Below are 15,193 nucleotides of genomic sequence, written 5' to 3' on the forward strand. Positions count from 1 at the left end.
GGTGACCGATCTCCAGCGCAACGCCCGCACCCTCCTCGACCTGCACACCGCCCCCGAGATCCTCGTCCTGGCGAACGTGTGGGACGTCATCTCCGCGACCACCGTGACCGCCGTCCCCGGGGTCACGGCACTGGCCACGGCCAGCCACTCCATCGCCGCCACCTTCGGCTACGAGGACGGCGAGAACATCCCCCTCGAGCTGCACCTCGACATGGTCGGCCGGATCGTGCGTGCCGTCGACGTCCCCGTGTCGATGGATCTCGAATCCGGTTACGGCGATGCCGGCGCCACCGCCGCCAAGGCCATCGAGCTCGGCGTCGTCGGCGGCAATCTTGAGGACCGGATGAAGCCGCTCGACGAGGCCGTGGCCGCCGTCGAGGCCGTGCTGAAGGCCGGCCGGGACGCCGGTATCGACTTCGTGCTCAACGCGCGGACCGATGCCCTGGTGCTGGCCGACGAGGACGCCGACCGCACCGCCCTGCTGGATGAGGTCATCCGCCGTGGGCAGGCCTTCCTGGCCGCCGGCGCGCCCGTCGTCTTCGTGCCCCGCCTCGTCGACCGTGACGAGATCCGGGTGGTGGCCGATGCTCTCGGGCCCCGCAAGCTCACCCTGATCAGCCCGCCCGGCGCGGCGCTGCCCGCCCGCGAGCTGCAGGAGTTGGGCGTCGCCCGGGTCTCCACCGGCCCGTTCACCCAGCGCGTCGCGCTCACCGCGCTGCAGGACGCCGCCGCGGACATCGTCGGCGGCGGCGTGCTGCCGGCGAGCACCCGGGCGCTGAACTGATCGTCGGCCGGCCCCGTCCGTCGTGACGGGGCCGGCCGCATCCGCTCCGTACGGTGGAGGGATGTTCTTCCTCTTCGGATTCGGCAGCAAGCAGCGCGATCTGGGTGCGGGGCAGGTGCGCACCTGTGGGCGCTGCAACAACACCACCCAGTGGTCACGAATCCAGCAGTCCAAGCAGTTCACCGTGTTCTTCATCCCGCTCGCCCGCTGGGCCAAGCAGACCGTCGAGGTCTGCGGCATCTGCGGCAACGCCGTCCAGGTCTGAGCCGCGCCGCTGCGCGCCCTAGGGTGCAGGGGTGCCCGCCCCGACCGAGCCGTCGACCCTTCCGGCCCGAACGTCCGCGCCCGCCGAGACGGGCGGCGCGGCCGAGCTGATGATGATGCTGCTGGCCGACGCGCGTCTGCCGACCGGCGCCCACACCCAGTCCGCCGGGCTGGAACCCGCTCTGCGGGCGGGGATGTCCATGGCCGAGTTGCCCGGGTACCTCACCGCACGTCTGCGCACGGTCACCGCGGTCGAGGCCGGCGCCGCCGTGGTCGCCCGTCGCGTCGCCCTGGACGACCCCGATCCCACCGATCTCACGGAGCGTCTGGCCGCCGTGGACGCGGCCTGGCGGGCACGCACCGTGTCACCGGCGCTGCGCGAGGTCTCCGCCATGTTGGGCCGTGGCTACCTGCGGCTGGTCCGGCGGGTGTGGCCGACCGACGCGGGGATCTGTGCGGTGGCCGCCCTGACCCGACCGGGCCGGGCGGTCGTACTCGGTGCGGCCGCGGCCGCCGCCGGCCTGTCCGCGGCGCAGCTCGTGCGGCTGATGGGCTACGAGGACGTGCAGACGGTGAGTGCCGCCGCACTGAAACTGGAGCCCACCGACCCCGTGCTCGCGACGCTGTGGGTGGTCCGGGCCGCCCCGGAGATCGAGCGTATGGTGAGCGCCCTGTCCGATCTCCGCGAGGTGGCGGAGATCCCCGCACGCGGTGCGCCCCTGCTCGAGCAGTGGGCCGAAGTCCATGCCCTGTCGACCCAGCGGCTGTTCCGTGCCTGAGAGGCCTGAGATGACCGACATCCACGACCACGTCCACGAGGCCCCCGTCGCCACCCGGTCCTTCCGGCTCGGTGTGGCCGGCCCGGTGGGCACCGGCAAGTCCTCGCTGATCGCGTTGATCTGCCGCGAGATGAACGGCGAGCTCAACCTCGGCGTCATCACCAACGACATCTACACCGACGAGGACGCGCGGTTCCTCAAGTCCGCCGGCGTGCTGGACCCCGAGCGCATCCGCGCGGTGGAGACCGGCGCGTGCCCGCACACCGCGATCCGCGACGACGTCACCATGAACCTGCTCGCCGTCGAGGACCTCGAGGCCGACTTCGACCCGCTGGACGTCGTTCTCGTCGAGTCCGGTGGCGACAACCTGACCGCCACGTTCTCCCCGGCCCTGGTCGACGCGCAGATCTTCGTGCTCGACGTGGCCGGCGGCGGCGACGTGGCGCGCAAGGGTGGGCCGGGCATCGGCCGGGCAGACCTGTTGGTGGTCAACAAGACCGACCTCGGCCCGTACGTCGGGGTCGACGTGCCGCAGATGGTCGCCGACGCCAGCGCCGCCCGCGACGGGCGCCCCGTGCTGGGTCTGTCCCGCCTGGACCGCGACTCCGTCGACCAGCTCACCGCCTGGCTGCGCGGCCTGCTCGCCGAGTTCCGCGGCGGCTCCCACGTCCCCGTCGACCCGGGCCCGATGGCCCCGCACTTCCACGCCGACGAAGAAGGCGGGGGACATGTGCACAGTCACGCCGACGAAGAAGGCGGGGGGCATGTGCACAGTCACGCCGACGAAGAAGGCGGGGGACATGTGCACAGTCACGCCGACGAAGAAGGCGGGCACGCGCACAGTCACGACGAGCCCCATACGCACGAGCCCCACACCCACGCCGACGGCACCACCCACCCGGTCGCGGGCGACGAGCCCCCGGCGACGGGCCCGGCGTTCGCCCTGCGCGACCGCACCCGGCACGCGCACGGTCCCGCTCAGGCGTGATCGAGGTCGGCGTCCGGGCGGCGCCCGGACGTGCCCGGGTGCACCTGCGCGGTGGGCAGCTCAGCCCCCGACCGATGCGCGTCACCGACACCGGTGCCTCGGTCGCGCTGGTCGCCACCGGGGCACTGCTGCTCGGCGGTGACCACGTGGATGTCGCGCTGACGGTGGGCCCGGGAGCCTGGCTCGAGGTGGTGGAGATCGCCGGCACGGTGGCCTACGACGCGGCCGGGGAGGCGTCGTCCTGGACGGTGCGGGCGTCGGTCGAGGCGGGCGGGACCCTGGTCTGGTCCGGGGAGCCGTTCGTCGTCGCCGACGGGGCGAACACGGTGCGCACCCTGGACATCTCCCTGGCGCAGGGCGCCACGGCCACCGTGCGCGACGTGCTGGTGCTCGGGCGGACGGGGGAGCGGGGCGGGGCGGTGCGATCGGTGACCCGGGCCGACCTCGCAGGCCATCCGCTGCTGGCCGAGGACCTCGACCTGGCCGACCCCGTCGACCGCGGCCTGACCGGCGTGCTCGGCGCGGCCCGCGTGCTCGACACCATCGCCGTCCTGGGACGACGGCTGGCCGAGGTCCCCGCCGACGCTCCGGCCGACCCCGGTTCCCGCTTCGAGCTGGCCGGGCCGGGCACTCTGCTGCGCAGTGTCCGGTCGGAGACGGCCGGCTCGCCGCTCCTGGGCGTCTGGCCCGGTGTGCGCGCCGCGGCACTCAGCTGATCGCCCTGCCCGTCCGTCCGACTGCGCACAGTGACGACTGGGATGTGGTGAGGTCTCCGACGGCGCCGTGCAACGTGGCTGTTACGTGGGCTTCACGCCACCGGCGCATGCCGTTCCTAGATTCGGACAGTCGGAACACGGGGTGGGTCGCCCACGCGCGCGGCCCGTCCTGATCGTCCCGCCCAGATCGTCCGAAGAGATCGTCCCGCCCAGATCGACCGAAGAGTTCGTTCCGCCGAGTCCCACCCGTCCGTCCCCGCCCGGGGCAGGGACGCCCGAAGCCCCAGGAGTCGCCCGCATGTCCCCTCGTGACCCGCAGTCCCCGGCGCGTCTGGCCGCCCACCTGTCCAGTCGCCGCTCGTTCCTGCGGCTGGCCGGCCTGAGCGCCGCCGGTGTCGGGGCCCTGGCCGCCTGCTCGTCGGGCGGCACCACGGCCACCAGCAGTGCCTCGTCGGCCGCCTCCTCCGCAGCGAGCAGCGCCGCGTCCTCCGGCGCGACCGCCGCGAGCTCGGCCGCCGGGGCCGTCGCGCCCGGCACCTACGGCGACATCGCCGTGCAGCTGTCCTGGATCAAGAACATCGAGTTCGCGGGCGAGTTCTTCGCCGATTCGAAGGGCTACTACACCGAGGCCGGCTTCTCGAAGGTCGACCTGGTCACCGGCCCGGTGGACAGCGCGGACGCCCTGGTCCTGGCGGGCACGGTCGACGTCGGCCTGTCCGCCCCGGACGCGACCGCCCGCTTCATCGTCGAGCAGGGCGCGCCCCTGAAGATCATCGGCAGCACCTTCCAGAAGAACCCCTTCTGCATCCTCTCGCTGGAGGAGGGCAAGCCGATCCGGACGCCGGAGGACCTCAAGGGCAAGACCCTGGGCATCCAGGCCGGCACCAACCAGACGATCTTCGAGGGCTTCCTGAAGGCCAACGGGATCGACCCGTCCGAGCTCACCCAGACCGTCGTGCAGTACGAGCCCAGCCCGCTGACGGAGAAGACCGTGGACGGGTTCATGGCCTACACGGTCAACGAGCCGTTCATCGTCAAGGCCCAGGGCTTCACCCCCGTCGTGCTCGCGTTCGCCGACAACGGCCTGCCGCTGACCGCGGAGACGTTCACCGTCCTGCAGGACACCATCGACAGCGACCGCGAGAAGCTGAAGGCGTTCCTGAAGGCCGAGATCCGCGGCTGGACCGACGCCGTGGCCGATCCGGCCGGCTCGGCCAAGCTGGTCGTCGAGACCTACGGCGCCGACCTGGGTCTGAACGTCGAGGGGCAGACCGAGCAGGCCACCGCGCAGAACGAACTGGTCGCCAGCGCCGACACCGCGGCCAACGGTCTGTTCACGCTGACCGAGGCCCTGCAGGCCCAGATCATCGAGGCGCTCGCCCTCGTCGGCGTCACCATCGACGCCGCCACCCTGTTCGACCTCAGCCTGCTCGACGAGGTCTACACCGAGAACCCCGACCTGATCACCGGTTGACCCCCACCCCGCCGCGGCCGATCCTGGTCGCGGCGGGGACGGCCCGGCGCGGACCACCGCACGACCCCAGAAGACTCGACAGGGAAGAGGCCCGGACGATGCCGGAGACCGAGATCGCCCCGCAGGCAACACGGTTCACCGACGGTGCCCACGGCGCCGGCACCGCTCCGGCCGGCGCGAACGACACCACGGCGTTGAGCACCACCGACCCGGACGCCCAGCCCTGGGCCGCCACCGGGATCAACATCCAGGGCCTGAGCAAGGTCTTCACGATGGGCCGCAAGTCCGTGACGGCGCTGACCGACACGCACCTGGGCACCCGCCGGGACTCGTTCCTGTCCCTGCTCGGGCCGTCCGGCTGCGGGAAGTCCACCATCCTGCGCATCCTGGCCGGCCTGGAGACGCCGACCTCGGGGGCGGCCCTGATCAACGGGCAGTCCACGACGGAGATCCAGCGCAACCACGAGCTGGGCATCGCCTTCCAGGAAGCCGCCCTGCTGCCGTGGCGGTCGGTCACCAGCAACATCCGGCTGCCGCTGGAGGTCGCCGGCATCCGCCCCGAGCCCGGCCTGATTGAGGACCTGATCAAGCTGGTCGGGCTGACCGGGTTCGAGGGCGCCAAGCCGGCGCAGCTGTCCGGCGGCATGCGTCAGCGGGTCGCCATCGCGCGCTGCCTGGTCGTCAAGCCCACCGTCATGCTGCTGGACGAGCCGTTCGGCGCCCTGGACGACATGACCCGCCAGCGGCTGAACGTCGAGCTGCTCCGCATCTGGACCGAGAAGCCCGCGACCACCCTGATGGTCACCCACGGGATCAGCGAGGCCGTCTTCCTGTCCGACGTGGTCGCCGTGATGAGCCCCCGGCCCGGCCGCGTCGCCGAGGTCGTCACCATCGACCTGCCCCGGCCCCGCACCCCCGACCTCATGCGCACCCCCGAGTTCCACGCCTACGTCGACCAGCTGTCGGAGATCCTGTTCGGTCGCGGCGCGTCCGGTGGGGCGGCCGGCGATGAGTGAGGCGCGCACCCTCGCGCCCGCACCGGTCACCACCCCGCCGTCCGGACCGGCGCCCGCGCCGGGTCGGGGGTTCACCGTGCCCGCCTGGGCCGGTGGCCTCGTCGGCGTGGTCGTCATCGTCGGTGTCTGGTGGCTGGCCTCGGCCACCCTGTGGCAGGCCAGCGGCTCGGTGCCCAGCCCGACCTCGGTCCTCGCGCTGTTCCTGAACGGCGACGAGTGGCAGACCCTCTGGAACAACGCGAAGGGCACCATCGGGGCCGCGCTCTGGGGCGCCCTGTGGGGCAACCTGGCCGCCGTCGTGCTGGCCACCGCGGTGCTGCTGATCCCGGTGCTGGAGGGCGTGGTCACCCAGATCGCCATCACCACGTACTGCATCCCGCTGGTGGCGATCGGTCCCATCCTGGTCATCGTGGCCGGCCGGGACGCGCCGCAGGGCGCCTCCATCGTGCTGGCCGCGCTCAGTGTCTTCTTCACCACCGTGGTCGGCTGCCTGCTCGGGTTCCGGGCCGCTCCGCGCGCCAGCATGGATCTGGTCCGGGCCTACGGCGGCTCGCGATGGGCGCAGCTGCGCAAGGTGCAGATCGTCTCGGCCCTGCCGAACCTGTTCGCCGCGTTGAAGATCTCCGCCCCGGCCGCCTTCCTCGGCGCCGTGCTCGCCGAGTACCTCGGCAGCGGTGGGGACTCGAGCCTGGGCCGAGCGCTGATCGCGGCGCAGACCCAGTCCGACGCGCCCCGTCTGTGGTACCTGGCCATCGCCAGCGGCCTGATCGCCGGAGCCGGCTACGCCGCCGTCGGCCTCGTCGGCCGCTTCGTCACGCCGTGGTCCGGCGGCTCGACCTCCCGGAGCGGCTCATGACCACCACCGCGTCCCCCGTCACCACTGGCAGCGCCCCGACCCCGGCGTCGACCCCGGCGGCGGAGTCGACCCGGACGCCGTCGGTGGTCGGCGCCGCCGCCAAGCGCGCGGGCGTCGCCGTGGTCACCATCGTGGTGTCCCTCGGTGCCCTCTGCCTGCTGTGGATCGGCCTGCTCAAGCTGTTCGACGTCAGCAAGTTCGTTGGCAAGGGGCCCGGCGACGTGTGGGCGTACCTGTTCAGCGCCAAGCCCGCCGCGGGCATCCGCCCCGCCTCGATGACGGCCGAGATGGCGCGGTCCGGGGCCTTCGACGCCCTGGGCACCACGCTGCTCGACGCGGCGATCGGCTTCGTCACCGGACTGGTCATCGCCCTGGTCATCGCGGCCGGCTTCGTGCTGCTCAAGCCGTTCGAGGTCGCGTTCATGCCCATCGCGATGCTGCTGCGGTCCGTCCCGCTGGTGGCCATGGCGCCGGTGCTGCTGCTCATCTTCGGTCAGGGCAAGCTCGGCATCGCGGCCATCGCGGCCATCGTCGTGCTCTTCCCGGCGTTGGTGAACATCACCCTGGGGCTGCGGTCCGCCTCGCCCCAGTCGCTGGACGTCATCCGGGTCAACGGTGGATCGCCCCTCACCGCGCTGCTCAAGGTGCGGGTTCCCTCCGCGCTGCCGCAGTTCCTGGCCTCGGTGCGGATCTCGGTCCCCGGCGCCATCGTGGGCGCGATGCTCGCCGAGTGGCTGTCCGGGTTCGACGGGCTGGGCGGCGTGCTGTCCACGTACAAGGGCCAGGGCAACTACGGCGGGGTGTGGACGGTCGTCGTCCTCGCCGTCGTCTCGTCGATCGTGCTGTACGCGGTGGCCGCTGTCATCGAGACGGCCGTGCTCGCGGCCTGGGGACCGGACGCCGGCAAGCGCTGACCCCGGGGTCAGCGCGCGCGGTGGTGCCCCACGACCCGGACCTGGAGACCGCGACACCATGAACGCCGCATCACCCGCCGCCGCGTCGGCGGAACCCGTGCTGCCCCCGGCGATCACCGGCGGGCGGGAGTGGCGGCGGCGCACCGCCGGGGCCCTCGCGATCGTCGCGGCCCTGCACGTGCTGGCCTTCGGCGTGCTGTTCGTGGCCGTCCTCCCCGGCGGGTTCACCGTCGGTGACTCGGTCTTCGGGATCGGCCTGGCGCTCACCGCCTACGTGCTCGGTGTCCGGCACGCCTTCGATGCCGACCACCTGGCCGCCATCGACAACACCACCCGCACCCTGGTCGCCCGGGGTCGGCCGTCGGTCAGCGTCGGGCTGTTCTTCTCCCTGGGTCACTCCAGCGTGGTCTTCGTGATGGCCGTGCTGGTGGCCGCCGGCGCCTCGGTGGTCAGCACCCTGGTCGACGAGGGGTCCACCGCCCACGAGACCCTGGGCGTCATCGGGGTGTCGGTCTCCGGGCTGTTCCTCGTCCTCATCGGCCTGATCAACCTGGTCGCCTTCCTCGGCATCCTGCGGGTGTGGCGGAAGGCCCGCGGCGGGGAGCTCGACGAGGCCCGACTCGAGGAGGCGCTGGAGTCCCGGGGCCTGCTGACCCGGCTGCTGCGACCGGCGCTGCGGCGCATCCGCCGACCGGGCCAGATGTACCCGCTGGGGTTCCTCTTCGGGCTCGGCTTCGACACCGCCACCGAGATCTCCCTGCTCGTGCTGGCCGGCACCGGCGCGGCGACCGGGCTGCCCTGGTACGCCGTGCTCGTCCTGCCGCTGCTCTTCGCCTCCGGGATGAGCCTGTTCGACACCCTGGACGGCGCCGTCATGCAGGCCGCCTACCGCTGGTCGGTCATCCGGCCCGTGCGGCGGATCTACGTCAACCTCACCACCACCGGGTTGTCGGTGGCCGTGGCCCTGATCATCGGCCTCATCGAACTCGTCTCGGTGGTCCACGACCGGGCCGGCCTGACCGACCCGCTCACCACCTGGATCGCCGGGCTCGGGCTGGATCTGGTGGGCTATCTCGTCGTCGCCGCGTTCCTCGTCGTGTGGGGCGCGTCGGCCGCCTACTGGCGGTTCGGCCGGGTCGAGGAGCGGTGGACGGGCGGGGGTGCCGGGGCGGCCGGCTGACCCGCGGAGGCACGGCCGGCACCGGCCGGTCGGACCCATGGCGGACAATGGGGCGGTGAGCACCGCCCCCGCACGTCCGACCCCGTCACCGGGCGGCCTGACCGCCCCGCCCCGGATGATCGCCACCGATCTCGACGGCACCCTCCTGGACGCCGACGGCCGGGTGTCCCGCCGCAACGCCGACGCCCTGCGCCGGGCGGAGGAGGCCGGGGTGCGGGTCGTCGTCGCCACCGGCCGCCCGATCTGGTGGCTGCAGCCCGTGCTGGACACCGGCTTCACCGGCACCGCCGTCTGCCTGAACGGGGCCGTGGTCTTCGACGTCGGCCGCCGCGACATCGTCGGCACCTCCCCGTTGACCACCACGGTGATGACCGACTTCGTCCGCGCCCTGGACGCGCGAACGGGCCGCACCGCGCTGGCCGTCGAGCGCCTCGGGGTGGATGCAGGATCGTGCTGGGCCGAGCGCAGCTACGACCACCCGTGGGGTGATGCGGAGTTCCAGCTCACCGACCGCGACGACCTGCTCTCCGAACCGGCGGCCAAGCTGCTGATCCGGTTGGGGCACGACTCCCGGGCCCTCGCCGTCGCCGCCCGCGAGGTTGCCGGGGACGACGTGCACGTCACCTACTCCTCCGACGACGGACTGATCGAGGTGGCCGCGGCCGGTGTCAACAAGGGCGCCACCCTGTCCCGGCTGGCCGGGCAGTGGGGGATCAGCGCGGCCGAGACGATCGTGTTCGGGGACATGCCCAACGACCTGGAGATGCTGGCCTGGGCCGCCCACGGGGTGGCCATGGGCAACGCGCATCCGGACGTGCACGCCGTGGCCGACGAGGTCGCGCCGGAGCACCACGAGGACGGCGTCGCGCAGGTGCTCGAACGCTGGTTCTGAGCGCGGCGCAGCCGGGCGCGGCCGGCGACGGCGGGGCACACTGGCCGACATGACGATCCCGCAGAGTCCGAATCCGGACGTCCCCGGCCCGCTGCCCACCCCCGGCCTGCCGACGCCGGGCACCGATCCGGTGACGCCGGGTCCGGCCCAGCCCGGTCCGGCTCCGGACCCGGTCGGGCCGCCCGTGCCGCTGCCGCCCGCCGAGCCGCACCCGCTGGAGCCGGCCCCGGGCACCTTCCCGGACCCGACCGGGCCCGAGCCCGACCCGACGGCTCCGGGTCCGCTGACCGCGCTCTGACCGTCGCCGCCGTCCGCGCTCCGAGCCGTCGGCCGGGGCGCGGACGCTCGGGTGGGGTCAGACGGACGTCACAGCCGGTTCCACGCGTCGGTGAGCACGGTCCGCAGGATGCCGGCCATCTCGTCGAACTCGGCCGGACCGCAGATGAGCGGCGGGGCGAACTGCACCACCGGGTCGCCGCGGTCGTCGGCGCGGCAGTAGAGCCCGTGCTCGTAGAGGCCCTTGGCGACCATGCCCTTGAGCACCCGCTCGTTCTCGGCCTTGCTGAACGATTCCCGGGTGCCCTGGTCCTTGACCAGTTCGATCGAGAAGAAGTAGCCGTCCCCGCGCACGTCGCCGACGATGGGGATGTCCCGCAGCCCGTCCAGGGTGGCGCGCAGCACGTTCTCGTTGCGGGACACGTTGCCCAGCAGGTCGTCCCGCTCGAAGAGGTCCAGGTTGGCCAGACCGACCGCGCAGGACACCGGGTGCCCGCCGAAGGTGTAACCGTGCGGGAAGACCGTGGTGCCGGTGCGGAACGGCTCGAAGATGCGGTCGGAGACGATGGCCGCGCCCAGCGGCGAGTAGCCGGAGGTCAGACCCTTCGCGCTGGTGATGATGTCGGGGAGGTAGCCGTACTTGTCCGCCCCGAACAGCGTGCCCAGCCGGCCGTAGGCGCAGATCACCTCGTCGGACACGAGCAGCACGTCGTGCCGGTCGCAGATCTCGCGCAGCGTCTCGAAGTACCCGGGCGGCGGCGGGATGCTGCCGCCCGCGTTCTGCACGGGTTCGACGAACACCGCGGCCACCGAATCCGGGCCCTCCATGAGGATCGCCTCCTCGATCCGGCCGGCGGCCCACCGGCCGAACGCCTTCTCGTCGTCGGCGAGATGCTCGGGGGCTCGGTAGAAGTTCGTGTTCGGCACGTGCACGGCCCCGGGCACGAGGGGCTCGAACGCCTGCTTGAAGCCGGGGACGGCGGTGAGGGCCAGCGCTCCCTGGGTGGTGCCGTGGTAGGCGACCGTGCGGGTGATGACCTTGTACTTGCCGGGCTTCCCGGTCAGCCGGAAGTACTGCTTGGCCAACTTCCAGGCCGTCTCCACCGCCTCGGCGCCGCCCGAGGTGAAGAACACCCTGTTCAGGTCGCCGGGAGCGGCGGCCGCGAGCCGTTCGGCCAGCTCGACGGCGGGCGGGGTGGCGTAGGACCAGATGGGGAAGAACGGCAGCTTCCGCATCTGCGTGGTCGCCGCCTGCACGAGCTCCTCGCGGCCGTAACCGGCCTGCACGACGAAGAGTCCGGAGAGCGCGTCGAGGTACCGCTTGCCGTTCGAGTCCCAGATGTACGCGCCGTCGCCCCGCTCGATGGTGGGGACCGGAGCGTGCTCGTAGGTGCCCATCCGGGTGAAATGCATCCACAGGTGCTCGGCGGCCCGGCTGCCGATCTCGGCGGCCCCGGCCGGCTCCCCGACCAGGCTGGACAGGTCGTGCAGATCGGTCGTCGGCGTGCTCATCGCGGCCCCCTGGAGTGCGCTGGATCAGGATGCGGCCAGCATGGCACGCCCCCGGGTCGGTGGGCCGGGGGCGGTCAGGACCGCCGCGACCGGGCCCGGGAGATCAGGGCGGCCGGGACCTCCTGGAAGAACATCAGGGCGAACAACCACTCCGCGGTGGACGCGTCGAACCAGGACACCGCGATCACCAGCAGGGGGACGGCGAGGATGGTCAGGGCCCGGACGCGGTTGCGGGCCCAGGACTCGTCGTCGAACCCGGTGAGCACCCCGGCCCGGCGGGCCGCCACCGACATCATCTGCAGGCCGAGCGAGGACAGCACCAGGTTCGCCGCGAAGAGCGTGACGGCCACCGGGTTGTCGCTGTTGTCGGTCAGCAGGTTGGCCGTGGACGGCAGCACCACGATGGCGCCCAGGTAGAGGAAGTTCCACCAGGCCACCGCGGCGGGGATGGCGGAGAAGTGCGGCAGCACCCGACGGTGCACCATCCACAGCTGCGCGATGAGCCAGAACGAGAACAGGAACGTGACGTACTCCCGACCGTTCAGCACCAGTGCGGCCCACAACTGCTGGGGTGAGCCGCCCACCGTGGGCACGGTGAGGGTCAGCGCGAGCACCGTGAGGGCGATGGCCACCACGCCGTCGGACAGGGCACCGATCCGGTCGGTGTCGCCGCCCTCGTCGTTCTCGCGCAGGACCGGTCGAAGTCGCATGCCCGGCAGTGTCGGGGAGCGTCGGGGGTGCCGGCGCCCCGACACGCCCGGGTGACCCACGACGCCCCCCGGCCGGGACCTTGCCGTCCCACCCGGCCAGCGGTCACCATGGGTCATGACTCCCCGGCCCTTTCCCGCCGGCGCGTCGGTCTCCGCCCCACCGGGTCGAAGACCGAGTGCCCCGGCCGCCGCCTCGCTCCGTGACGCCCAACCGCTCTGCTGGTGGCTCGACGACGTCGACGCCCCCGATCCCCGCCCCCCGCTCGCCGGGACGGCCCGGGCCGATCTGGTCGTCGTCGGGGGTGGGTACTCGGGCCTGTGGACGGCGCTGCTCGCCAAGCAGGCCGACCCGTCGCGCGACGTGGTGGTGCTCGAGGGGGAACGGCTGGGTTGGGCGGCGTCCGGCCGCAACGGGGGTTTCTGCACCGCCTCGCTCACCCACGGCCAGGCCAACGGGATGGAGTGGTACCCGGCCGACATGCCCCGGCTGGAGCGGTTGGGCCGGGACAACCTGGCCGGGATCGTCCGGACCATCGAGGACTTCGCGATCGACTGCAAGCTCGAGCGCAACGGCGAGATGAAGATCGCCACCGAGCCCTACCAGGTCGAGGACCTCCGCGTCGACTACGAGCGGATGCTCGATTTCGGCGACGACGCCGTCCTGCTGGACCGGGACGCCACCCGCGCCCAGGTGTCCTCCCCGACGTACCGGGCCGGACTGTGGAGCAAGGACAACACCGTGCTGGTCGACCCGGCCCGGCTGGTCTGGGGGCTGGCCGACGCGTGCGCGTCGCTCGGGGTGCGGATCTTCGAGGACAGTCACGTCGACACGTTGACCCCGCAGGGTCCGGGCATGCTGTTGACGACCGCCCACGGCAGCATCCTGGCCGACCGGGTCGCGTTGGCCACCAATGCCTTTCCGCCGTTGCTCAAGCGCATCCGGCCCTACGTCGTCCCGGTCTACGACTACGCGATGGTCACCGAGCCGCTCACCGCGGCCCAGCTGGAGTCCATCGGCTGGAAGGACCGGCAGGGGCTGTCCGACGCCGGCAACCAGTTCCACTACTACCGGCTCACCGAGGAGAACACGATCCTGTGGGGCGGCTACGACGTCGTCTACCACTACGGCAGCCGCATCGACCCGTCCCTGGACCAGCGCCCGGCCACCTTCCAGACCCTGGCCGAGCACTTCTTCCAGACCTTCCCGCAGCTCGAGGGGTTGCGATTCAGCCACACCTGGGGCGGGGTCATCGACACCTGCTCCCGCTTCTTCCCGTTCTTCGGCTCGGCCTTCGGCGGCCGGGTCGCCTACGCGGTCGGCTACACCGGACTGGGGGTGGGCTCGTCGCGGTTCGGGGCGCAGGTGATGCTCGACCTGCTGTCGGGTGCGCGCACCGAGCTGACGAGCATGCGAACCATCCGGGAGAAGCCGGTGCCCTTCCCGCCCGAGCCGCTGCGGTCCGGGGTGATCAACCTGACCAAGTGGTCGGTGGCCCGGGCGGACGCGAACGAGGGTCAGCGCAATCTGTGGCTGCGCACGCTGGACCGGTTCGGGCTCGGCTTCGATTCCTGAGCCACCGGACCGGTCACGCGGCGGCCAGGTGGAAGGTGCTCGCGAACCGGTCGAGCAGTTCCCCCCGTCCGTGCAGCACCTCGACCACCCCGGTGGCGATCGCGCGGTCCGGGGCGAGCTCGCCGGAGATCAGTCGGCGGATGCCCGGACCTGCGGCGAACGTCAGATCGGCCGGTCCGTCCCCGCGGGTCACCGCCAGAGCGGCCCCGTCCACCCGGACGAGCAGCTCGGCGGGGCCGAGCCGGGTCGCGTAGACGGTGGCCGGCAGGTCCGCCGCCACCAGGGGGCGGAATGCCGTCCGCAGGGCCATCGTCATCGAGTCGGGCGTGATGATCTGCTCGTCCCGCGGGTCGCCCATCGCCTTGAACCCCCACGCGCCCAGCGCCAGCACCACGGGCTCGAGCTCGCGGCCGTAGGGGGTCAGCTCGTAGACGATGACGCGGGAACGCGGTGCGCGACGCAGGATGCCGGCGTCCTGCAACTCCTTGAGCCGCGCGGCCAGGATGTTGGTCGGGATGCGGGGGAGCCCTGCGGCGAGCTCGGAATACCGGCGTGGGCCGACGAGCAGGTCACGGACGAGCAGCAGGGCCCAGCGCTCGCCGATCAGCTCCAGGGCCCGGGTGATCCCGCAGTACTGCCCGTACTCGCGAGCGGCCACGCAGTCAGGCCTGCTGCTCGGCGAAGGCCGCCGGCCCCTGGTCGGCGGCGACCGGGTCCATCCACCCGAAGTCGACGACGTTGCCGTCGGGGTCGGTGAGCCCCCGCTGGTACATGAAGCCGAAGTCCTGGGCCGGGGCCGGCTCCGCACCGCCCGCGGCGAGCCCGGCCGACACCGCCTCGTCGACCGCTTCCCGGCTGTCCAGGAAGATCGCCGTGGAGGACGAGGGACTCACCGCGGGGTCGCCGATGGGCAGCACCGACATGGACTGGAAGAACTCCCGCACCGAGATCATGAAGTAGCTGTGGTCCTTCTCCACGACGACACAGGCCGAGTTGTGGTCGGTGAACAGCGGATTGATGCTGAACCCGAGCGCCGTGTAGAACGCCTTCGCGCGCTCCAGATCGGTCACCGGCAGGTTGACGAACATCGAGATCATCGCGGTCTCCTTCTAGGTCGGCCCGGAGTGGGATGCGCTGACACTTGCAATAAACAAGTGCCGCGTCAAGAGTCGGGTCCGGCCTCGCCGGCGCCGATTGGGTTCCGTTGGGCCGCGCTGGCAAGCTGGGTCGGCGGCGGCTGGTCGATCGAGCGGCCCGCG

Annotated in this window: 16 protein-coding genes and 1 pseudogene; 13 read left to right on the forward strand and 4 right to left on the reverse strand. The window is 72.3% G+C overall.

The window, feature by feature from the left end; translation table 11 throughout:
• The first annotated feature begins 1 nt into the window (after position 1).
• The 12 genes and pseudogenes from J2S58_RS14940 (at position 2) to J2S58_RS14995 (ending at position 10,161) form a co-directional block, all read left to right on the forward strand.
• Positions 2-784, forward strand: a complete 783-nt coding sequence (locus J2S58_RS14940) for an isocitrate lyase/PEP mutase family protein (RefSeq protein ID WP_205257918.1) — start codon at positions 2-4, stop codon at positions 782-784.
• Positions 785-845: 61 nt separating this feature from the next.
• Positions 846-1,049 carry a zinc-ribbon domain-containing protein gene (locus tag J2S58_RS14945; RefSeq protein ID WP_205257919.1) on the forward strand — a complete coding sequence of 68 codons (204 nt, stop codon included), beginning with the start codon at positions 846-848 and terminating at the stop codon, positions 1,047-1,049.
• Between the two features lie 31 nt (positions 1,050-1,080).
• The gene (locus J2S58_RS14950; RefSeq protein WP_306828755.1) at positions 1,081-1,827 is read left to right on the forward strand and encodes an urease accessory protein UreF; all 747 of its coding nucleotides are present in this window, start codon (positions 1,081-1,083) and stop codon (positions 1,825-1,827) included.
• A 10-nt stretch (positions 1,828-1,837) separates the two neighbouring features.
• Positions 1,838-2,635 (forward strand): annotated as a pseudogene (gene ureG, locus J2S58_RS14955) (urease accessory protein UreG); the annotation flags it as partial.
• Positions 2,636-2,889: 254 nt separating this feature from the next.
• A complete protein-coding gene (locus tag J2S58_RS14960) occupies positions 2,890-3,531 on the forward strand; it encodes an urease accessory protein UreD (protein ID WP_240189297.1) in 642 nt (213 codons plus the stop codon).
• Positions 3,532-3,829: 298 nt separating this feature from the next.
• Positions 3,830-5,005, forward strand: a complete 1,176-nt coding sequence (locus tag J2S58_RS14965) for an ABC transporter substrate-binding protein (protein WP_205257921.1) — start codon at positions 3,830-3,832, stop codon at positions 5,003-5,005.
• Between the two features lie 272 nt (positions 5,006-5,277).
• Positions 5,278-6,021, forward strand: coding sequence for an ABC transporter ATP-binding protein (locus J2S58_RS14970; protein ID WP_344470539.1), 744 nt, complete (start codon positions 5,278-5,280; stop codon positions 6,019-6,021).
• Entirely contained in the window at positions 6,014-6,877 is an 864-nt protein-coding gene (locus J2S58_RS14975) for an ABC transporter permease (RefSeq protein WP_205257923.1), read from the forward strand. Before J2S58_RS14970 ends, J2S58_RS14975 begins: the two co-directional genes overlap by 8 nt.
• Positions 6,874-7,791 (forward strand): ABC transporter permease, encoded by a 918-nt coding sequence (locus tag J2S58_RS14980; RefSeq protein ID WP_205257924.1) that lies wholly within the window; start codon positions 6,874-6,876, stop codon positions 7,789-7,791. The genes J2S58_RS14975 and J2S58_RS14980 overlap by 4 nt, the downstream gene beginning before the upstream one ends.
• Before the next feature lie 58 nt (positions 7,792-7,849).
• The gene (gene nicT / locus J2S58_RS14985) at positions 7,850-8,971 is read left to right on the forward strand and encodes a Nickel transporter NicT (protein ID WP_205257925.1); all 1,122 of its coding nucleotides are present in this window, start codon (positions 7,850-7,852) and stop codon (positions 8,969-8,971) included.
• A 55-nt stretch (positions 8,972-9,026) separates the two neighbouring features.
• On the forward strand, positions 9,027-9,863 hold the full coding sequence (locus J2S58_RS14990; RefSeq protein ID WP_205257926.1) for an HAD family hydrolase: 837 nt from the start codon (positions 9,027-9,029) through the stop codon (positions 9,861-9,863).
• A 49-nt stretch (positions 9,864-9,912) separates the two neighbouring features.
• Positions 9,913-10,161 carry a hypothetical protein gene (locus J2S58_RS14995; protein ID WP_205257927.1) on the forward strand — a complete coding sequence of 83 codons (249 nt, stop codon included), beginning with the start codon at positions 9,913-9,915 and terminating at the stop codon, positions 10,159-10,161.
• Between the two features lie 68 nt (positions 10,162-10,229).
• Here J2S58_RS14995 and J2S58_RS15000 read toward each other — a convergent pair whose 3' ends face one another.
• Together J2S58_RS15000 and J2S58_RS15005 are read right to left on the reverse strand one after the other, a co-directional pair.
• Positions 10,230-11,552 carry an aspartate aminotransferase family protein gene (locus J2S58_RS15000; RefSeq protein WP_344470541.1) on the reverse strand — a complete coding sequence of 441 codons (1,323 nt, stop codon included), beginning with the start codon at positions 11,550-11,552 and terminating at the stop codon, positions 10,230-10,232.
• Between the two features lie 173 nt (positions 11,553-11,725).
• Positions 11,726-12,361 (reverse strand): TMEM175 family protein, encoded by a 636-nt coding sequence (locus J2S58_RS15005; protein ID WP_205257929.1) that lies wholly within the window; start codon positions 12,359-12,361, stop codon positions 11,726-11,728.
• A 115-nt stretch (positions 12,362-12,476) separates the two neighbouring features.
• On the opposite strand from J2S58_RS15005, the gene J2S58_RS15010 reads away from it, so the two are divergent.
• Positions 12,477-13,934 (forward strand): NAD(P)/FAD-dependent oxidoreductase, encoded by a 1,458-nt coding sequence (locus J2S58_RS15010; protein ID WP_205257930.1) that lies wholly within the window; start codon positions 12,477-12,479, stop codon positions 13,932-13,934.
• Positions 13,935-13,947: 13 nt separating this feature from the next.
• Here the strand turns inward: J2S58_RS15010 and J2S58_RS15015 are convergent, their stop codons facing one another.
• Positions 13,948-14,592 (reverse strand): winged helix-turn-helix transcriptional regulator, encoded by a 645-nt coding sequence (locus tag J2S58_RS15015; RefSeq protein ID WP_205257931.1) that lies wholly within the window; start codon positions 14,590-14,592, stop codon positions 13,948-13,950.
• A gap of 4 nt (positions 14,593-14,596) precedes the next feature.
• Positions 14,597-15,031, reverse strand: a complete 435-nt coding sequence (locus J2S58_RS15020; RefSeq protein WP_205257932.1) for a VOC family protein — start codon at positions 15,029-15,031, stop codon at positions 14,597-14,599.
• Positions 15,032-15,193: the final 162 nt, after the last annotated feature.

Source organism: Nakamurella flavida (genome assembly GCF_030811475.1).
Taxonomy (GTDB): Bacteria; Actinomycetota; Actinomycetes; order Mycobacteriales; family Nakamurellaceae; genus Nakamurella; species Nakamurella flavida.